The sequence below is a fragment of the Stappia sediminis genome, from assembly GCF_009826895.1.
GTDB classification, from domain to species: Bacteria; Pseudomonadota; Alphaproteobacteria; order Rhizobiales; family Stappiaceae; genus Hongsoonwoonella; species Hongsoonwoonella sediminis.
In genome coordinates this window covers 229,291-249,211 of sequence record NZ_WUMV01000001.1, presented here as the reverse complement: position 1 = coordinate 249,211, position 19,921 = coordinate 229,291, and the positions used below count along the sequence as shown (strand labels likewise).

The following is a 19,921-nucleotide window of genomic DNA, read 5'->3' as shown; positions in this document are numbered from 1 at the left end:
CAAAATCCGGCACTTCAAATCACGAAATGTTACAAAATTCTAAGTATTTTGCCGGATTTCGGTCACATTTCGCCCGTTTGGACCGCCAAATATGGCAATTTCGCCGCATATTAGGCAATGCTGCATCGCAGCATTGACGGAAATCCGACACCTGTAAATATATTACATGGCTCTCAGCCGAGCCTGGGAAGCGCCGAAAGCAGGGAATGCAGGGTGGCGATGGTCGACATATCGGCGATGCCGTCGACCCTCTCGGGACGGAAGTGGCGCTGGAATGCCCTCACCGCATCGGACGTCTTGCGGTCGAAGACACCGGTAACGGCGATATCGTAGCCATAGAGCCCCAGCATGGATTGCAGCGCCTCGACCGGCTGGCCCTCTTCTCCTTGCTGGAAATAGCGCCCGCTTCCGGTCGGCGCCGGCTCCACCCAGTGCCCGACGCCTTCGCCCGCAAGCCGCGCCCAGGGGAACAGCTCTCCCGGATCTTCCTTGCGGTCCGCGGAGACATCGGAATGGGCCAGCACCCTCTCGGGCGGAATGCCGTGTCTGCGGCAGATATCCCGGCAAAGGTCGGTCACAGCCGCCACCTGCGCATCGGGAAACGGGCGGTAGCCGAACTCGTGGCCCGGATTGACGATCTCTATGCCGATGGAGCGGGAGTTGATGTCTCTTTCGCCTTTCCAGAAGGCCTTGCCGGCATGCCAGGCGCGCCGCGCCTCCGGCACGCATTGCAGGATCGTGCCATCCTCGTCGACAATATAATGTGCGGAAACTTCCGAGCGGGGATCGCACAGGCGCCTGATCGCAAGTTCGCCCGACTGCATTCCCGTATAATGAAGAACGATCATGTCGATCGGCATATCGCCGCGCCGTTCGCCGTGGTTCGGCGAAGGCTGCAGCCGCGCCGGCAGGGAGGTGTCGGTCTTGACCGCCATTACCGTCAGATCCCCCGCTCGGCCGTAATCTGCCGATAGGCGGCATTCAGCGCCGCCATGCGGTCATTGGCGATCTTCACGAATTCCTCCGGTACGCCGCGCGCGATCAGCCGGTCGGGGTGCGTCTCCCGCACGAGGCGGCGGTATTGCGCCCTCACATCCGCATCGCTCGCTTGTCTGTCGAGACCGAGCGCCACATATGGGTCGCCACCGTCACGCGTGTGCCGGGCGAGGATCTGGTTGAACGCCCGCTCGTCCAGACCGAAGATCCCGGCGACATCGCCAAGGTATGCGATTTCCGCCTCATGGACGACGCCGTCCGCCTTGGCAATGTGAAAGAGCCCGTCGAGAATATCGACCAGCGTCTCGCTGTCCTGCGGAAAAAGGCCAGCGATCCGCTCCGCGTAGGTGCGGTAGCCGGCGACATCCTGCTTTGCGAGGTTGAAGAGGCGGGCGACGTTCTTTTCCTCGCCCTTGGGAATATCGAACAGTTCGAGAAAGGCGATCTCCTCATCCCCCGTCACCACGCCGTCCGCCTTCGCCATTTTTGCCGAAAGTGCGATCATCGCAACGGTGAAGGCGATCGATCGCCGCCCTTCCCGGCCATCGCCCATGGTCGCCACATATTGCACGATACGATCGACGATCCCCGCGCTGCCCGCGGAGATTTGCTGTACGACGGCGCTGATCCTTGACCAGATGTTCATGCCGGGGACCGTTTTCCGTGACCGGTCGGAATGAGCCGCAATCGAATCCTCATGCGGACGGTGACTGTCCGGCTCTTAACTTCCTCTACCGTCATGGTCAAATCCGGCGGTCAATTTCGCCCCGTCATATTGGCGGGTACGACGATCCGGTCGAATTCCTCCGCCGAGACATGGCCGAGTTCTAGTGCCGCCTCGCGAAGCGTCAGACCATGATGGTGGGCGTGATGGGCGATCTCCGAAGCCTTGTCATAGCCGATGACGGGGGCCAGCGGCGTCACAAGCATCAAGGATTCTTCCACGAACCTTGCGATCCGCGCCTCGTTCGCCTTCATGCCTTTGACGGCGAATACCGTGAAGGCATGCATGCCATCGGCCAACATGCGCGCGCTTTCGACGACGTTGTAGCCCATCATCGGCTTGTAGACGTTCATCTCCAGCATGCCGCCGGCACCCGCGAAACCCGTCGCGACATCGAGGCCCATTACCTGGGCGGAAAGCATCGCCAGCGCCTCGCACTGCGTGGGGTTCACCTTGCCGGGCATGATCGAAGACCCCGGCTCGTTGGCGGGAAGCTCGATCTCCGCGAACCCCGCCCTCGGCCCGCAGGAAAGCAGGCGGATGTCGTTGGCGATCTTGTAGAGCGAGACGGCAAGCGTGCGCAGGCAGCCCGAAGCCATCACCATGGCGTCATGCGCGCCCATGACCGTGAACTTGTTTTTCGCCGAGACGAAAGGCAGACCGGTATCCTTGGAAAGGTATTCCGCCACCTTGTCGCCGAACCCCTTCGGCGCATTGACGCCGGTGCCGAGCGCCGTCCCGCCGATGGCGAGTTTCATCAGCCCTCGAAGCGCGAATTCCAGCCGCTCGATATTATCGTCCAGCATGCCGGCATAACCGGAAACCTCCTGGCCGAGCGTCATCGGCACGGCGTCCTGCATATGCGTACGGCCGATCTTGACGATATCCGCCCAGGCGTCCGCCTTCTCGTCGAGCGCGTCGCGCAGCGTCCTTACCGCCGGGATCAGGAGGCCCGCGATCATCCGCGCCGAGGCCACATTGATCGCCGTCGGAAACACATCGTTGGAAGACTGGGACATGTTCACATGGTCGTTGGGGTGCACCGGCTCCTTCGAACCCATCACCCCGCCGGCCATCTCGATCGCACGGTTGGAGATCACCTCGTTGACGTTCATGTTCGACTGCGTGCCCGACCCGGTCATCCAGACATGCAGGGGGAACTGGTCGTCGAACTTTCCGCCAAGCACCTCGTCGGCCGCCGCGACGATGAGGTTCGCCCGCTCCTTGTCGAGCTTGCCGAGGTCGGCGTTGGCACGCGCCGCCGCCTTCTTGATAAGCGTCAGCGCATGAACGACTTCGAGCGAGATGATCTCGTGGCCGATGGCGAAATGGTGGAGCGAGCGTTCCGTCTGCGCGCCCCAGTATTTGTCGGCGGCCACCTCCACCGCGCCGATGGAATCCGTTTCCCTGCGGGTTTTCGCACTCGACATGGCATAACCCTCTCAAATGGCCACGGCCGGGGCGATCCCGGCCGCGCTCTTACAATGGAGATATAGGGACAAATGGGCGCCCGGCAGCCTATGCGGCGGCGTCGGCCAGGCGGTGCACCACCCTTTGCGGATAGGGAATGGTAATGCCTTCGGTGTCCATCCGCTCCTTGAGCGCCCGCGTCATGTCCCACTTGAGGTCCCAATAGTCGCCGGCTTCGCACCAGATGCGAATGACGAAATCGACCGAGCTTTCGCCGAGGTTCGAAACGGCGACGAGCGGTGCGGGATCGGCCTTGCAGCGGCTGTCGGATTTTATGACGTCTTCGACGGCGGCCTTCGCCTTGCCGATATCGTCTTCATAGGCGATGCCGAGCGCAAGATCGAGGCGTCGCGTCGAATGGAAGGAATAGTTGACGATGGACGATCCCCAGACCTGGCTGTTTGGAACGATGATCTGGACGTTATCGGGCGTCGCAAGCTCCGAGGTGAAGAGGGAGACGTCCTTCACCGTCCCGGCCTGCCCTGCCACCTCGATATAGTCGCCCACCTTGAAGGGGCGGAACAGGAGCAACATCACGCCCGCGGCCACATTCGAAAGCGTACCTTGCAGCGCAAGGCCGATGGCAAGGCCGGTGGCACCCAAAACGGCGATCAGGCTCGCCGTCTGCACGCCGAACTGGTTCAGGACGGCGATCACGGTGACCGCCAGCACGGTGTATTTGACAAGGCTTGAAATGAAGCCCTGCAGCATCGGATCGACGCTTGAGCGTGCCAAACCCTTTTTCGTGAAGCCCGCCACCCTGCCGGCAATGAAGAAACCGATAATCAGGATCGCGATCGCGCCAATTACCTTCAGCCCGTAAAGAGCCACCAGCTCGACCGCCTGGTCGATCAACCCGTTCACCTGCTCGTTCATGCGCCTCTCCCCGGTTTGAAACGGCGCAAAGTATCGTTAGGTCATACGAAATTGGCAAGACGGCACTATTAGCACGCTCGCGATTACATCGTTGCGGCCGCGCCATTCCCCTTTTGCGCGTGCTCGCGATTACATCGCCGCGGCCGCGCCATTCCCCTTTTGCGCGCGCTCGCGATTACATCGCTGCCGCCGCAACATTCCCCTTTTGCGCGTGCTCGCGATTACATCGCTGCGGCCGCGGCGTTCTCCCTTTGCGCGTCCTCGCGATTACATCGCTGCGGCCGCGGCGTTCTCCCTTTGCGCGTCCTCGCGATTACATCGCTGCGGCCGCGGCGTTCTCCCTTTGCGCGTCCTCGCGATTACATCGCTGCGGCCGCGGCGTTCTCCCTTTGCGCGTCCTCGCGATTACATCGCTGCGGCCGCGGCGTTCTCCCTTTGCGCGTCCTCGCGATTACATCGCTGCGGCCGCGCGGGCAGCCTGATCATAATGGCCGGAAACGGAGCGCAGCGTGGCGGCGAGCTTGGAAAGCTCTGTCTCGTCCATGCCGAGCCCCTTGACGGGCTGGACCAGCAGCGCCTCCCTCAGGCGACGGTATTCCATGCAGATGTCCTCGCCGTCCGCCGTGATCTCGACCGTCTTTTCCTTCCCCCGCTTGCCGGATTTCACAAGCCCCGCCTTCTCCAGCTTCTTGAGCGCGTAGGTGACCGTATATGTATCCTCGATGTTGAGGACGAGGCAGATGTCGGCCAGCGTCTTCGGCCTGTCGCGGTGGTTGACGGTATGCAGCACCAGCGTGTCGAGCGGGCTCATGCCCGCCGCTCCGGCCGCCGCCATGCAGCGCACCATCCAGCGGTGATAGGCGTTCACCATCATGGTGACGGCGAATTCCACTTCCGAGAGCGCGGGCATGGCTCCGGACGCCAGATGTGCTGCGGAAACGACCGGCCCGACCGTCGTGGCCTCACCGTTTCCTCCCGCTTTAGCCTCTTCCCTGGACATGGCGTCTCCCGTCAATTCGACAGCATGGTTTGCGGCAGCCAGGTCGCCAGCCCCGGAAAGGCGACGATCAGCACGACCGCCAGGATCATGATCAGGAAGAACGGCAGCGCCATTCGCGCGATCTGGAAGATGTTCCGCCCCGTCATTGCCTGCAGCACGAAGAGGTTGAAGCCGACGGGCGGCGTGATCTGGCTCATTTCCACCACGAGCACGAGGTAGATGCCGAACCAGATGAGGTCGAGGCCGGCGGCTTCCACCATCGGCAGGATCACCGATGTGGTCAGCACCACAACCGAGATCCCGTCGAGAAAACAACCGAGCACGATGAAGAACAGCGTAAGCGCCGCGAGTAGCGCATAAGGCGAAAGGTTCATCGAGCCGATCCAGCCTGCAAGCTCGCGCGGGATGCCGGTAAAGCCCATGGCGACCGTCAGCATCGCGGCGCCGGCAAGAATAAAGGCGATCATGCAGGAGGTGCGCGTCGCGCCAAGAAGCGCATCGGTGAAGCTTGCCTTCGTCAATGTGCCGTACCACCACGACAGCGAGAGCGACAGCAAAACGCCGACGGCGGCCGCTTCCGTGGGCGATGCGAGCCCCGCATAGATCGAGCCGATGACGCCGACGATCAGCACGATGATCGGCAAGAGGCCGCGCGTTGCGACCAGACGCTCCACGAAAGGGACCGCGGGATCGGCTTCCGGCATCTTCTCGTGGTTCAGGAAGGACCACGCCATCACGTAGCCCATGAACAGGATGCAAAGCATGGCGCCCGGCAATACGCCGGCGATGAAAAGCCGCGCTATGGATTGTTCGGTCGCAGCCCCATAGACGATCAGGATGATCGACGGCGGAATGAGGAGGCCAAGCGTGCCGGAGCCGGCAAGCGTGCCGATCGCGAGCCGCTCGTCATAGCCGCGCTTCAGGAGTTCGGGCAGCGACATCTTGCCGATGGTCGCGGTGGTGGCGGCCGAGGAGCCCGAGACGGCGGCGAAGATGCCGCAGCCGATGATGTTCACGTGGAAGAGCCTGCCGGGAAGGTTGCGCATCCAGGGCGAAAGCCCCGCGAACATGTTTTCCGAAAGCTTGGAGCGGAACAGGATCTCGCCCATCCAGATGAACATCGGCAGGGCCGTGAGATCCCAGGAGTTCGCTGCCCCCCACACCGTCGTCACAAGCACCGGGCCGGAGGGCGGCGTGACGAAATACATCGCGAACAGCGCGCATGCGGCGAGCGATACCGAAACCCAAAGTCCGAGCGCGAGCGAAACGAGCAGGACGACGCCCAGAAGCGGCGCGAAGAGCGAAATATCCATCAGTCCGCCCCCTCGATGCCCTTGCCCTCTTCGGCAAGGACGTAGCTCGGCGTTCCGCCGGAAAGCTGCACGATCAGGTCGTCGAGCATGGAGATTGCGAAAACGATCAGTCCGAGCGCCATGACGGCCTGCGGGATCCAGAGCGGGATCGGGATGATGCCGAAGGAAACTTCATTGAATTGATAGCTGTCGAGCGCAAGCAGCACGGCATACCAGGAGAAATAGGCGATCAGCGCCAGTGCGATCACGAGCACCAGCGTCTCCATGACCTTTCGAAGGCTTTCCGGTGCATGGGATATCGCCAGCGAGACCCGGATATGCACCGCGTGGCGAAGTGTGGAGGCGAGCGCCAGGAACGAGGCGCCGACCAGCAGGAAGCCCGCGATCTCGGCAAGCGAGGGCACGAGGAAGCCGACGGCTTCGAAGCCGAAGAGCTTGAGCGTCCCGTCGGCGATGCGGCCCATGACCTGCAAAAGCACGAGTGCGGCGATGATGACGAGGCAGCTTGCCGCAAGCATTTCGGCAAGCGCGTAGGCGCGGGTGAGTATCGGGCGCATCACGACCAACCAGAATAATGGGGCATGGAATGGCGGCCCCGGAAGCAAGAAGGGCCGGTTGAGACACCGGCCCTTCGTCGGTCAGTTCCTGTAGGCATCGATTACCGCCGCGCCCTCGTCGCCGGCGGAGGCTTTCCATTCCTCGACCATCGTCGCGCCGATCTCGGCAAAGCCGCCCATGAGAGCGTCGCTCGGAGCCACAACGGTGATGCCGTTGTCGGAAAGCACCTTGGTCTTGTCGGCCGTCTCGGTCTTGGAGGCTTCCCAGCCGCGCGTTTCGGCTTCGGCCGCCGCGTCCAGGACGGCTTTCTTCTCGTCGTCGGAAAGCGCGTCGAAGGCGGCCTTGTTGACGATCACCATGTTTTTCGGAAGCCACGCCTGCGTGTCGTGGTAGTGGGAGAGGAAATCCCAGGCCTTGGTGTTGGCGCCCGTCGACGGCGAGGTGATCATGGCGTCCACCCGGCCAGTGGAGAAGGCGGTCGGAATATCCGGCACCTCGACCTGCGTCGGCACGGCGCCCGCAAGCTGGGCGATCTGCTCGGTTGCGGCGTTATAGGCGCGGAACTTCACGCCCTTCAGGTCGTCAAGGGACGTCACTTCCTTCTTGGCGTAGATGCCTTGCGGGGGCCACGGCACGGCGAAGAGAAGCTGCAGGCCCTGCTCCTCGAGCTTCTTTTCCAGAAGCGGGCGCGAGGCGTCGTAAAGCTTCTTGGCATCGTCATAGGAAGTTGCCAGGAACGGTACGGAATCGAGGCCGAAGATCGGGTCTTCGTTGGAAAGGCGGGAGATCAGCACCTCGCCGATCGGCGCAAGGCCCTTGCGCACGGCGTTCTTGATTTCCGGATGCTTGAAGAGCGAGCCTGCCGAATGAACCTGGATCGTCAGCGATCCGCCGGTCGCCTCGCCGACGTCCCCGGCGAATTCGGCAATGTTCATCGTGTGGAAGTTGTTGTCGCCATAGGGCGTGGGCATGTCCCACTTGGTTTCGGCGAAGGCGGCGGTCGCGGTTCCTGCTGCGAAGGCAACGGCCGCGGCACCTGCCATGAGAGTCCTTCTCGTGAATGTCATCGTGGAATCCCCTCTTTATTTTGTGCGCGTTTTTGCGGAACCTGTCCGCGCGCGCCTCATGATGCCACGGGGGAAGGGTATGCGCAGATTTTACAAACGTCAACGATTTATCGACAAATTGTCGTTATTGGCCGCCATCGCCTTTGGTCGATAGGATGGTAATCGTCGCACCCGGGTACTTCGGAGAGATCCGCAAACAAGGAAACGTTTACATTGACCCCGCAATACGACGTCCTCGTCGAAGGTTCGAGCCTTGCCTTCCACGGTGGCTTTTTCGGCATTTCCTCCATCGTCCTCGTTACGTCCGGCAAGACGCGCGCCCTGTTCGACTGCGGTCACGGCGTTACCCGAAAACTTCTTTTGAACGCGCTCGAAGCGCGCGGCCTTGCGCCGGGCGACATCGACCTCGTGATCCTGTCCCATGGCCATTTCGACCATGTCCTCAACCTTGATCTTTTTCCGGGCGCACCCGTCGTCATGAGCCTCACCGAGCGCGAATATGTCGAAACGCCCTTCGATGAGGACTGGGTCACGCCGCGCATCCTGCCGATGCTGCTTGAGGGTCGCGAGTTGCGCCTCACCGACGGCGAGGAGGAAATCCTGCCCGGCGTAACCGCCTTTCCCACGCCCGGTCACGCGCCGGGGCATATTTCTCTGGAGCTGTCCTCGCCCGAAGGCCCGGTCGTGCTTGCCGCCGACGCGCTCAAGACCGCGCGCGAGGCCTCCACCTGCATCCCGGATCTCGAATTCGACCCGGAAAAGCGCGGCGCCGCTTCCTTGCGTGAAGTGTTGAGGCGCGGGCGCATCATCGTGCCGGGCCATTTCCCGACCATCCGCACGGACGAGAGCGGCAGGCTTTCCTGGACGGGCGTTCAGGAAATGCCGCTCCTTTTCCGATGAGCGGACGAGACTGACGTTGACATTTTATCGATAATTTATCAATGTCGGCGCCATAACGGATCGGCCCGCGCGCGAATGAGACTTAATCGTCCAGACAGCGCAGGCCCTGCAACGGGACGGAGCACATCATGGGAACGGCGAACTCTGAAGCCAAGTGGGACTTCTGGATCGATCGCGGCGGCACTTTCACCGATATCGTCGCACGCACGCCGGACGGGGAAATCAAGGCCCATAAGGTGCTGTCCGAAAACCCGGAAGCCTATCGCGACGCCGCCATCCAGGGTATCCGCGACCTGATGGGCATTGCCGCCGGGGAGCGTATCCCGGCGGAAAAGATCGCCACCGTGAAGATGGGCACGACCGTTGCCACCAACGCGCTGCTGGAACGCAAGGGCGACCGCACGCTTCTTGTCATCACGAAGGGCTTCCGCGACGCGCTGGAGATCGGCTATCAGGCGCGGCCCGACATTTTCGCCAAGGAAATCATCAAGCCGGAGCTTCTCTACGAACAGGTCGTGGAAGTGGACGAGCGCACCCGCGCCGACGGCACGGTCGAGGCCGCACCCGACCTTGAGGCGGTTCGCGAAGATTTGCAGAAGGCCTATGACGACGGCATCCGTTCCCTGGCCATCGTCTTCATGCATGCCTACGCCTACCCCGAGCATGAAAAGCAGGTTGCGCGCGTCGCCCGCGAGGTCGGTTTCCCGCAGGTTTCCGTCAGCCATGAGGTTTCACCGCTCATGAAGCTCGTCGGGCGCGGCGATACTACGGTCGTCGATGCCTATCTCTCGCCGATCCTGCGCCGCTACGTGGAGCAGGTCGCGGGCGAACTTCAGATCGAAGGTACCGGCTGCCGGCTGATGTTCATGCAGTCTTCGGGCGGGCTTACCGCAGCAGATCTCTTCCAGGGCAAGGATGCGATCCTGTCCGGCCCCGCGGGCGGCGTCGTCGGCGCGGTCGAGACCTCGAAGATGGCTGGTTTCGAATCCGTGATCGGCTTCGATATGGGCGGTACGTCGACTGACGTTTCCCACTATGACGGCGACTATGAGCGCACGTTCGAGACGGAAGTCGCTGGCGTGCGCATGCGCGCGCCGATGATGATGATCCACACGGTCGCGGCCGGCGGCGGCTCGATCCTGCATTACAAGGACAACCGCTTCCAGGTGGGCCCGGACAGCGCGGGCGCCAATCCCGGCCCGAAGTGCTACCGGCGCGGCGGCCCCCTTGCGGTTACCGATGCCAACGTCATGGTCGGCAAGCTCATTCCGGATTTCTTCCCGAAGATCTTCGGCCCGGGCCGCGACGAGGCGCTCGATGCCGACGCCGTGAAGGCCGCGTTCAAGGAAATGGCGGAGAAGATCGGCGACGGCCGCTCGCCGGAGGACGTCGCAGACGGCTTCCTCAAGATCGCCGTTGAAAACATGGCGAACGCCATCAAGAAGATTTCCGTCCAGCGCGGTTATGACGTCACGCATTATGCGCTCACCTGCTTCGGTGGGGCGGGCGGCCAGCACGCCTGCGCGGTTGCCGACAGCCTTGGCATGAAGACGGTCATCGTCCATCCCCTTTCCGGCATCCTTTCGGCCTACGGCATGGGCCTTGCCGATATCCGCGCAACCCGCCAGCAAGCCGTCGTCAAGCGGCTTGAAGATACAGTCCTTCCCGAACTCGACAAGCTGGGCGCGGCCCTTTCGAAGGAGACGGAGGAGGAACTGGAGCAGCAGGGCATTCCGGCTTCCGAGCGCCAGACGGTGGTTCGCGCGCACCTTCGCTACGAGGGCACGGACACGCCCCTTCCCGTCGAGCGTGGGGATATTCCCTCGATGATTTCGGCCTTCGAGGAGGCTCACAAGGCACAGTTCGGCTTCGCCTATGACGAGAAGCCGATCGTCGTCGAGGCGCTTGAGGTCGAGACCATCGGCGGCGGTGCGGGCATCGAGGAAAGCGACCGCGACCTTGCGACGGCCGACGCAGATATCGAGCGCACGACCCGCTTCTTCGCCGATGGCGAATGGCACGAGGCGCGGGTTTATCTGCGCGCCGATCTTGCCTCCGGCCACAAGGTTCCCGGCCCCGCGCTTGTCATGGAGCCGCATCAGACCATCGTGGTCGAGCCCGGCTGGCAGGCGGAGATCACGGCCAAGGATCACGTGATCCTCAACCGCGTCGTCGCCCTTAAGCGCACGGAGGCGATCGGCACCAGGGCCGATCCGGTCATGCTCGAGGTCTTCAACAACCTCTTCATGTCGATCGCCGAGCAGATGGGCGTGACGCTCCAGAACACGGCCTATTCGGTCAATGTGAAGGAGCGGCTCGACTTCTCCTGCGCAGTCTTCGATTCCGACGGCGCGCTTGTCGCCAACGCCCCGCACATGCCGGTGCACCTGGGTTCCATGGACCGCTCGGTCGAGACCGTTATCCGGCTGAACAAGGGCGATATCCGCCCCGGTGACGTCTTCGCGCTGAACGCGCCCTACAACGGCGGCACCCATCTGCCGGACATCACCGTGGTCACGCCCGTCTTCGATGACGCGGGCAAGGAGATCCTCTTCTGGACGGCCTCGCGCGGCCACCATGCCGATGTCGGCGGCACCGCGCCCGGTTCCATGACGCCGCGCGCGACCACGGTCGACGAGGAAGGCGTCCTGATCGACAATTTCAAGATGGTCGACAGGGGCGCCTTCCAAGAAGAGGCCCTGGTGAAGATCCTCACCGACCACCCCTACCCGGTGAGGAACGTCACGCAGAACGTCGCCGACCTGAAGGCCCAGATCGCCGCCAACGAGAAAGGCGTGAAGGAGCTTCGCAAGATGGTCGCCCACTTCGGGCTCGACGTCGTGCAGGCCTACATGGGCCACGTGCAGGACAACGCGGAGGAAAGCGTGCGCCGGGTGATCGAGGCGCTGACGGAGTCCGAATACGAGTATCCGACCGACCAGGGCTCGGTGATCAAGGTCAGGATCACGGTGGACAAGGCGGCTCGCGAGGCGACCGTCGATTTCACCGGCACGTCGGACGTGAAGCCGAACAACTTCAACGCGCCGGAGCCCGTCACCCGCGCGGCGGTGCTTTACTGCTTCCGCGTCATGGTGGAAGGCCACATCCCGATGAACGCGGGGTGTCTGCGCCCCATCAACATCGTGATACCCGACGGATGCATGCTGAAGCCCGCCTACCCGGCAGCCGTCGTCGCCGGCAATGTGGAAACGAGCCAGCACGTGACGAACGCGCTATTCGGTGCTCTCAAGGCCATGGCCAACAGCCAGGGCACGATGAACAACCTCACCTTCGGCAACGACCAGTACCAGTATTACGAGACGATCTGCTCCGGCTCTCCTGCGGGCCCCGGCTTCGACGGGACGGACGGCGTGCATGTCCACATGACGAATTCGCGCCTTACCGATCCGGAGGTGCTGGAATTCCGCTATCCGGTCCTGCTGGAAGACTTCCACATCCGCGAAGGTTCGGGCGGCAAGGGCAAATGGTCGGCGGGCGACGGTACGCGCCGCACGATCCGTTTCCTTCAGGAGATGGACTGCGCGATCCTGTCTTCCCATCGCACCGTGCCTCCGAAAGGCCTCGACGGCGGGGCGGACGGCGAAGTCGGCCACACCTATGTGCGTCGCGACACCGGCGAGATGGAAGAGTTGAAGGGCTGCGACCAGACGGTGCTCAAAGCCGGCGAAGCCGTCATCGTCGTCACGCCGACAGCCGGCGGCTGGGGCAAGGCGTAAGCAAGAACAGCCCAGATTTTCCGACGATAATTCGCCGACAACTCACAAGAACGGCCGCCTTCGCACATGAAGGCGGCCGTTTCTTTGTTCCAAATGCCTTTTAAGTCCTGAAAATACAATATTCCGATCAAAATATCTTTTCATTACCGCAATATATAATCAAATTACGATATTTTATATTTCTGATTACAAAAAATAAAACAACGTAAGAAATTTTACAGTCATATTTACTTTAGGTAATGCCGTTTTATCAGTTGTTTGCACTATAAGTAATATGTATTTGATATCGCTTGATGGATTCTTTCGGGAGATCGCTTCGGTTTCCGACAGAGGAGCAAAGCATGAAATTTAGCGGAATATCGGTGGTGGCGCTTTCGGCGTTTGTTCTTTCGGGATGCCAAACGTTACTTTTCAGTGAAAAAGAAACCGTCGCCCCGATGGGCGTAAGCTTTTCCTGGAACGAGTCTCACAAGTGTTCTTCGGTTCCGCCAGCGTTTTACATCTCGGGCGTTCCGAAGGGCACGAAGACGCTTGAGTTCAAGATGACGGATCTGGACGCCCCCTCTTTCCCGCATGGCGGCGGGACGGTGCCTTACACCGGCACGGGCAAGATCCCGGAAGGCGCATTCACCTACACCGGCCCCTGCCCGCCCGACGGCGCGCACCGCTACGAGTTCGAAGTCACGGCATACGGCGAAACCGGCGACAAGGTCCTCGGCCAGGGCAAGGCCGCGCGGAGTTTCCCGCCCAAGTAATCCAGGCACGGTGGACAATCTTCGCTTGCTCCCCTGAAACTGCAGCTATTTCAGGGGGCTAATCATGCGTATATTGATTCTCGGCGGATACGGGCTCATCGGCATGGGTCTCGTCCGCCGGCTTTCGCGCTCAGGACACGAGATCGTCGGGCTGGGGCGGAATCCGAAGAAGGGCGAGCGGATATTTCCGCGGGCCGAATGGATCGCTGCCGACATTTCGTCGCTCATCACACCCGAAGCATGGGCGCCGTATCTTGAAGGCGTCGATGCGGTGATCAACGCCGCCGGCGCCCTTCAGGACGGGGCACGGGACAGTCTTTCGGACATCCACGAACGGTCGATCAAGGCGCTGATCAAAGCCTGCGAAAGCGGTGGTTCGCAAAAATTCATTCAGATCTCGGCGCCGGGCGCATCCGCGACGTCCTCCACGGCCTTCTACCGGACGAAAGCCGCCGCCGATGCCGCCTTGAAGGAAAGCGCGCTTGCGTGGTTGGTCCTTCGCCCCGGCGTCGTCATTGCGCCTGCCGCCTATGGCGGAACCGCCCTGTTGCGCGCGCTCGCCGCGTTTCCCCTCGTGCAGCTGCTTGGAAGAGATGATCTGAAATTGCGCCCTGTAGACATTTTGAATTATCGTGGTTGATAATAAACACACAACTCAACCACTTAATTTATTGTGCTATAGGATACAATACAGATGGGCCCAGAAGATGCAGATATCGGTATTAAAATTGAATTCGACCGCGGAAATTCAGACCCCATAAAAGTATTCACCGCTATGTCGGAGATGCTTTCTGCATTTCATCGGTTCGATGAGCTATTCTTTAATTCTATCGATCCAAATATTAAGCCAATAATGGTTCTGGAAAATATAGAATCTGCATCTATTACATCATGGATAAAAAACAAAATTGAAAAAATTGACGACGCCGCTTTAAAAGAATTCGATATAAAGCAACAGATTGGCGCATACGCGGTAAAGGCTAAATACTTAATAATAAAATTTCTTGATGAAAAAGAAAAAGAAGAAAATAGAAATAGAATAAATCAGCTACAAGAGGATCTATATACGCTTGCGAAAAATGCAGGAATTGGACCTTTTCCACTTCCTGGCCAGATACCCCTTAGATACATAATTCCTCCAATGGATCAGTTCCAAGGCGCAAAAAAATTACTGGGCCCAAAAGATTTTGTTACACTTCAGTCAAAAAGCGAAACTTACCATGTAGATAAAAATAGTAATGAACTAATTAGCGACATACTTCCGGAAGAACGTGATAGAATTTCTACAGGCGATATGGATATGACATTGCTTGTTCGTAAGCCAGATATGCTCGGAAACGCTCTATGGGAATTCAAGCATGGCAAAACTCCGATAACTGCTCATATTCAAGATGAAGATTGGCTAAGTGAATTTAGGTCAGGCCGCGTGATTGTGAAACCTGGAACATCGCTTCGCTGCACCGTAAGATACCAGTATGAATATGATAATTCTGGCGCTCTTCTGAGTTCACGTCACGAAATAATAAAGGTCCATAAAGTAATTGATCCTGAAAATAGACATCAACCAAGAATGCTTGACCTATAAATGATTTCGAAAAGCTTAATGCAAAAATAACCTATAATGAATAAAGAAGTTATTTCTCAAATCCCCCGCACCACCAGCGCCATGCCGAGCGTCAGAAGCAGGATCAGCACCAGCCGGCGGAACGCCGTCTCGTCGAGGCGGCGGCGCAAGACCCCGCCCGCCCTTGTGCCCGCGTAGACAAAGCCGAGCCCGCCAACCGAGACGGCAAGGCTCGCCACCGTCATCAGCCCCAGCTTCGAAAGACCGAGCGCCATGACGATGCTGCCAATCGTGAAAGAACAGTTGATCGCCTGGACGAAGCGTTCGCGCGAAAGCTTGAGCGAAATGAGATAGGGCAGCACCGGCATGATCTGCGAGCCCGTCACCCCGTTGACGAGCCCGGTGGCGAAGCCCGACACCGGCGCGAGCGCCCGCGCCGCGGGCTCCGAGAGCGTGAAATCAGGGCTCCTCAGCGCATAAAGGCTATAGGCGACGAGCACGCCGCCGAGCACGATCGCCGCCTGCTCCCCGTCGACCGTGTCGAGCAGCCAAAGCCCGAGGATGAGCCCCGGCACGCTCGCCAGCAGCATCGGCCAGAAGCGGGCGACCGTCTCACGAAAGTGCCCGGCCTGGCGCATGACGAAGATGTTGCTTGCAATCGACGGCAGGATGATCAGCGGCAGCGCGGATTTGAGGCCCACCGCCAGAACGAGGAACGGCAGGCAGGTCGTCGAGAATCCGAGGCCCGTCGCCCCCTTCAAGAAGGCCGCGAAAGCGAAGCCGAAGGCGATCACCGCAAACTGGGCAAGCGTGAAGTGCGGATCGAAACCGGAAAGATCAGGCATGCGCGCTCAATAACCGCCGACCTCCAGCATCCAGTTGAGGATCAGCCGCCAGTCGGTCATGCGGATCGGCGTGCCATGCGTGCCTGTTTCGAAGAGCGCGAACTTGGCCGGATAACCGGGCGATAGTTTCTTGAGCTTTGTGTAGAACGCCGCCTGCCTCTGCCAGTCATAGACCTTGTCCCAGCTTCCGTGGCCGAAATAGATCGGCAGCTTGCGTGCCCTGAACGTGGAGCTTGAGAAGAAGCTGTCGTCCCACGCCGCGCCCATCAGCAGCATGCCGCCCATCATCGACGCGGTGGAGGGATTCTTGGCAAGGCGCCAGCAGAGGAAACTGCCCATGGAGCCGCAGGCGACGAAGATCGGCGCGTTCGGCGATGTCTGTTTGTAGTGGCGCATGATGGCGGCAATGTCCGCCTCGCCGCGGCCCTTGAAGTCGGCGAAATCCGGCGAGATATAGAGCCCGCCGTTTCGCGCCATCAGGTTCTTGATGCGGTTGAAGTTGCCGCCGAAGCTCCAGTCGTTGTTGCCCTGGAAGCGGTTTCCGCCCTGCCCGTGGATATAAATGACGATTGCTTTCGCGTTGCGCTCCGCATTGCCGACGCGGATGTAGCTGACGGTGCGCCCGTTCGCCTTCAGCTTCAGGTCTTCTTGCGAGCGGTTGGGGTAGGTGGACACGTATTCGCCGTGGACCTTGCGCTCCCATTCCTTGTCGCGGCGGTGGATGTCGCGGCGCTTGTCGTAGTCGACGATGACGAAATCGTCGCCGGGCTTTCCGGCAAGAAGGCCCGGATAGCGAAACAGCCGGTCCTTGTGTGAATCGAGCCTGAAGGCGGCTTGCGCCATGCCGGTCGTCGCCAGCACCGCAGCCAGAAGAATGGCGATCGTGCGAGAAAGTCGGCTCATGAAACGTCCCGGATTCGCTAAATTCATCGACGAGAAACCTACCGGCTCGCCTTGCGCGCATCAATCGAAACCGCGCGTGAAGGGAGCCGGCCGGGGGTCAACCATCCGCGCGGGCTTGCTTTGCCATTTCCACGAGCCTCGGCCGGACATCGTCCACCGATGACAATGGCGGGTCGAAATCGATCCGCAGCACCCGATCCCCCGCCATCAGGTCGAAACCGTCGGGATCGAGCCCGGTCATCGCCCAGCCGGCGGCTTCGTCCGCCTTGCCGAAAGTGCGGGCATAAAGCGCGATTGCGTCTGCATGGTCCTCGTTCATATGGGCCACCGCGCCAGCTTCCATCTCGGCGAATCCGCCAAGCCTGTCGGCGGCCACCATAATGTCATCGCGCACCAGTTCGAAGGCCTTGCCGAAGCCGCCGTTGAGGCTCGCCCGTTCGACCCTGATCCGGTAGAGCGCGAAATCGCCGAAATCGGCGTAAAGCTTCGCCTTCGGCTGGCGGGCGAGATAGCGCTCCCGCGCAAGGCCCTCGTCCGCGCTGCCGCGCTCCAGCCGTTCCGCCTGGCCGATGACGGTCACGCGCGGATGGGCCAGCGGATCGCCCTTGCCCGGTTCGCCGAACATGAGCGAACAGACGGGATATTCGATCAGACCCCGCGTATGCGCGGAAAGCGTCGAGATCAGGATCAAAGGCGATCCGTCGATATCCGTTGCGCATGCGACGCGCGAGACGAAAGGCACCTGGCTTTCCGCCTCTTTCACGGCGATCGCGGCGAATCGCGCCGCACGTATCAATCGCCTGGCGAGCCTTCTCGCCCCCTCGTCGGTCGGGCGTATCACGTCGCCGGTGTCTGTCATTCATCCTCCTCGCCCAGTTACCCGAATCTGAAGTTCGTCTCCCGTCGCAGCGTGATCTGAACGAACTTCGGGTTCAAAAGGGTAACTGGCAAAATAAAGCTGCCAGTGTGGTCTTCGAATTTGAAATACGCTTCGGAGGATGCCGCCAGAACGAGGCGTATTTCAAATTCACCACACTGGCTCTCTCACGGTTGTGATGGAACGTTGATCCCGTCAAGCCGTTACACATCCGGCCAGCCATCTTATCGTCAATATCGGTTGCAGGCTGTCACGAATTCCGCCACAGGTCGCACACGGGCGACCGCTATGAATCCTCCGCACATGCAATTTTGGTGCGTTCGAACACGAATGGAGAGTTTTTTCGTGAGTAGAAAGTTGCCCATTACGCTCGCCGCCCTGGCGCTCGTCGCGACATCGCTTGCCCCGCCTCCGCCCGCCATTGCCATGCCGGCAATTGCGCCTCCTGTAATTGCCGTAACGGATGGCGATACTTCCGCTCTCGTTCAGAAGGTGGATCATCGCCGCGATCGAAGGTGGCGCAAGGACCGGCGTCATTCGCGCCGCGACGACCGCCGCCACTCCCGCCGGGACGACCGCCGCCATCACGGGCACGATCATTATCATCAGCCTCCCCGCAAGAAGCGCGGCAAGGACAACGCCGGCGCCGCCGTCGCCGCCGGCATCATCGGGCTTGCGGCAGGCGCCATCCTCGGCAGCACGCTTTCGAAGCCCCAGCAGCGCGAATACATCGATCCGCCGATACCCGCCGGCGGCTATGAGCCCTGGTCGCCCGCGTGGTTTCGCTACTGCAGAGCGAAGTACCGCAGCTTTGATCCGGACACCGGATACTATCTCGCGTATTCCGGGCAGTATCGCTTCTGCAACTGACAAGATACACGCAAATTCACGCCTGATTTCATAAAGAGAGCCAGATATCGTCTGGCACTCTTTTGTCAGCCATTCTGACGTATTTTTATCGAATACTCGAAAAATTGGACAATATGTCGTATAGTTAATTTCCCCGGACGCCGGCTGGAGGCACGAAAACAAAATTATAGGCTGGCGGCCATTTTCTGGCGCTGCTCCTGTTGCGGGAAAATGCGCGCAACAGAAAGGGATGGTCCCATGCCTGGAAGAAAAACACCTGCCCTGGCAGTCGCCCTGGCGTTTACGGTGACGTCGTTCCTGCCACAGACGCCGGCTCTTGCCGCCATGCCCGTTGTCAAATCCCTGGTGCCCGTCACCGCGTCGCAAGACAGCTCTGCTCTGGTGCAGAAGGTGCAGTCGCGCGGGCGTCGCTGGCGGAAAGGCAAGCGCTATGCTCGCGGAGGACGCGGCTATCGGGGCAAGCGCGGCTATCGCGGGGGGCGTCGTTATTATCGAGGCAAGCGCTACTACGGCGGACGCAGATACTATTACGGCGGAAACTACTACAATCCGGGCGCCGCGGCTGCCGCAGGCATCATCGGCCTTGCGACGGGCGCCATCATCGCCGGCAGTCTTGCGCAACCTCGCTATGTTGCTCCGGCGCCGGTTTATCGGCGCGGGGCCTATGCGCCCTGGACGCCGGAATGGTACAGCTATTGCAGCTCGCGCTATCGCAGCTTCAACCCGGATACGGGCTATTTCCTTGCCTATTCAGGCCAGTACAGGTTCTGCTACTGAACGGCGGAACAATCGGCTTCGAAGCGAATGAGAAAGCGCCGGCCCCGGCGCTTTCTTCTTGCGCTCCTGCTGCCGCGAAACCTGAACGCCAGATGAACGCGCATCTCAGAACGGGTTCACGGTCCCCTGTCTATAACGGTCTCATCGAATTCAACGCACCGCCCCCGCGATGCAATCGGAGACCGAAGCCCATGACCTCCAAGACCACGATCTCCAGGACCTTCGCCACCAAGGCCCTTGCCGCCGTCCTTGCCGGCGCCATCGTCCTGCCGAGCGTTACCACCTCCGCCGAAGCCGGCCACCGCCATGGCTGGCGCAACAACCACGGCCATCATCACAATCACCGCCCCCGCCATGGCAGGCGCCACGACAACGACGCGGGCGCGGCGGTTGCCGCAGGCGTGATCGGCCTTGCCGCCGGCGCGATCCTCGGTTCCGCGCTGTCGCAGCCGCGCGAATACATCGACCCGCCGCGCCCTGTCTATGCGCCGCCCCGCGGCCCTGCCTACGGCAATTACGGCGGGCCGGTTGTAGTGGACTATTCGCCGCGCCCCTGGACGCCGGAATGGTATCGCTACTGCTCGGGGAAGTACCGCTCCTTCGAGCCGGAAACCGGCCTCTACACCACCTACTCGGGTGTCAGGAAGCTTTGCCAATAAGCTGAAATTTCCCCGGGTTCGCCAAGCGCC

19 protein-coding genes are annotated in these 19,921 nt (G+C 60.8%); 8 read left to right on the top strand and 11 right to left on the bottom strand.

The window, feature by feature from the left end; all coding sequences use genetic code 11:
* Window positions 1–173 precede the first annotated feature (173 nt).
* From GR183_RS01180 to GR183_RS01145, 8 genes are all read right to left on the bottom strand, one after another.
* Window positions 174–935 (bottom strand): N-acetylmuramoyl-L-alanine amidase, encoded by a 762-nt coding sequence (locus GR183_RS01180; protein ID WP_160773756.1) that lies wholly within the window; start codon window positions 933–935, stop codon window positions 174–176.
* Window positions 936–940: 5 nt separating this feature from the next.
* Window positions 941–1,642, bottom strand: coding sequence for a J domain-containing protein (locus GR183_RS01175; protein ID WP_160773755.1), 702 nt, complete (start codon window positions 1,640–1,642; stop codon window positions 941–943).
* A 110-nt stretch (window positions 1,643–1,752) separates the two neighbouring features.
* Window positions 1,753–3,150 (bottom strand): class II fumarate hydratase, encoded by a 1,398-nt coding sequence (gene fumC / locus GR183_RS01170; protein ID WP_160773754.1) that lies wholly within the window; start codon window positions 3,148–3,150, stop codon window positions 1,753–1,755.
* Between the two features lie 88 nt (window positions 3,151–3,238).
* The gene (locus GR183_RS01165; protein WP_160773753.1) at window positions 3,239–4,066 is read right to left on the bottom strand and encodes a mechanosensitive ion channel family protein; all 828 of its coding nucleotides are present in this window, start codon (window positions 4,064–4,066) and stop codon (window positions 3,239–3,241) included.
* 451 nt (window positions 4,067–4,517) lie between these two features.
* The gene (locus GR183_RS01160) at window positions 4,518–5,066 is read right to left on the bottom strand and encodes a winged helix DNA-binding protein (RefSeq protein WP_208999718.1); all 549 of its coding nucleotides are present in this window, start codon (window positions 5,064–5,066) and stop codon (window positions 4,518–4,520) included.
* Window positions 5,067–5,077: 11 nt separating this feature from the next.
* Complete coding sequence (locus GR183_RS01155; protein ID WP_160773752.1) at window positions 5,078–6,379, bottom strand: TRAP transporter large permease; 1,302 nt, start codon at window positions 6,377–6,379, stop codon at window positions 5,078–5,080.
* Window positions 6,379–6,936, bottom strand: a complete 558-nt coding sequence (locus tag GR183_RS01150; protein ID WP_160773751.1) for a TRAP transporter small permease — start codon at window positions 6,934–6,936, stop codon at window positions 6,379–6,381. Before GR183_RS01150 ends, GR183_RS01155 begins: the two co-directional genes overlap by 1 nt.
* An 81-nt stretch (window positions 6,937–7,017) precedes the next feature.
* Window positions 7,018–7,980: a TRAP transporter substrate-binding protein gene (locus GR183_RS01145; RefSeq protein ID WP_244313574.1), complete on the bottom strand. Its 963-nt coding sequence runs from the start codon at window positions 7,978–7,980 to the stop codon at window positions 7,018–7,020.
* Between the two features lie 237 nt (window positions 7,981–8,217).
* Here GR183_RS01145 and GR183_RS01140 point away from each other — a divergent pair, with 237 nt between their 5' ends.
* From GR183_RS01140 to GR183_RS01120, 5 genes are all read left to right on the top strand, one after another.
* The gene (locus GR183_RS01140; RefSeq protein WP_160773749.1) at window positions 8,218–8,904 is read left to right on the top strand and encodes an MBL fold metallo-hydrolase; all 687 of its coding nucleotides are present in this window, start codon (window positions 8,218–8,220) and stop codon (window positions 8,902–8,904) included.
* Window positions 8,905–9,032: 128 nt separating this feature from the next.
* A complete protein-coding gene (locus GR183_RS01135) occupies window positions 9,033–12,641 on the top strand; it encodes a hydantoinase B/oxoprolinase family protein (protein ID WP_160773748.1) in 3,609 nt (1,202 codons plus the stop codon).
* 437 nt (window positions 12,642–13,078) lie between these two features.
* On the top strand, window positions 13,079–13,396 hold the full coding sequence (locus GR183_RS01130) for a YbhB/YbcL family Raf kinase inhibitor-like protein (RefSeq protein WP_160773747.1): 318 nt from the start codon (window positions 13,079–13,081) through the stop codon (window positions 13,394–13,396).
* 64 nt (window positions 13,397–13,460) lie between these two features.
* Window positions 13,461–14,036: an NAD(P)H-binding protein gene (locus GR183_RS01125; RefSeq protein ID WP_160773746.1), complete on the top strand. Its 576-nt coding sequence runs from the start codon at window positions 13,461–13,463 to the stop codon at window positions 14,034–14,036.
* 54 nt (window positions 14,037–14,090) lie between these two features.
* On the top strand, window positions 14,091–14,981 hold the full coding sequence (locus tag GR183_RS01120) for a hypothetical protein (RefSeq protein WP_160773745.1): 891 nt from the start codon (window positions 14,091–14,093) through the stop codon (window positions 14,979–14,981).
* Between the two features lie 56 nt (window positions 14,982–15,037).
* Here GR183_RS01120 and GR183_RS01115 read toward each other — a convergent pair whose 3' ends face one another.
* From GR183_RS01115 to GR183_RS01105, 3 genes are all read right to left on the bottom strand, one after another.
* Window positions 15,038–15,805, bottom strand: a complete 768-nt coding sequence (locus GR183_RS01115) for a sulfite exporter TauE/SafE family protein (RefSeq protein ID WP_160773744.1) — start codon at window positions 15,803–15,805, stop codon at window positions 15,038–15,040.
* Window positions 15,806–15,811: 6 nt separating this feature from the next.
* Window positions 15,812–16,708, bottom strand: coding sequence for an alpha/beta hydrolase family protein (locus GR183_RS01110; protein WP_160773743.1), 897 nt, complete (start codon window positions 16,706–16,708; stop codon window positions 15,812–15,814).
* 97 nt (window positions 16,709–16,805) lie between these two features.
* Window positions 16,806–17,567, bottom strand: a complete 762-nt coding sequence (locus tag GR183_RS01105; protein ID WP_160773742.1) for a HugZ family pyridoxamine 5'-phosphate oxidase — start codon at window positions 17,565–17,567, stop codon at window positions 16,806–16,808.
* A gap of 363 nt (window positions 17,568–17,930) precedes the next feature.
* Here GR183_RS01105 and GR183_RS01100 point away from each other — a divergent pair, with 363 nt between their 5' ends.
* The 3 genes from GR183_RS01100 to GR183_RS01090 all read left to right on the top strand — a co-directional run bounded on the left by GR183_RS01100 (window position 17,931) and on the right by GR183_RS01090 (window position 19,891).
* The gene (locus tag GR183_RS01100) at window positions 17,931–18,455 is read left to right on the top strand and encodes a BA14K family protein (RefSeq protein WP_312846755.1); all 525 of its coding nucleotides are present in this window, start codon (window positions 17,931–17,933) and stop codon (window positions 18,453–18,455) included.
* Window positions 18,456–18,692: 237 nt separating this feature from the next.
* A complete protein-coding gene (locus GR183_RS01095; RefSeq protein WP_244313573.1) occupies window positions 18,693–19,232 on the top strand; it encodes a BA14K family protein in 540 nt (179 codons plus the stop codon).
* Window positions 19,233–19,423: 191 nt separating this feature from the next.
* On the top strand, window positions 19,424–19,891 hold the full coding sequence (locus tag GR183_RS01090) for a BA14K family protein (RefSeq protein WP_160773741.1): 468 nt from the start codon (window positions 19,424–19,426) through the stop codon (window positions 19,889–19,891).
* The last annotated feature ends 30 nt before the right edge of the window (window positions 19,892–19,921 follow it).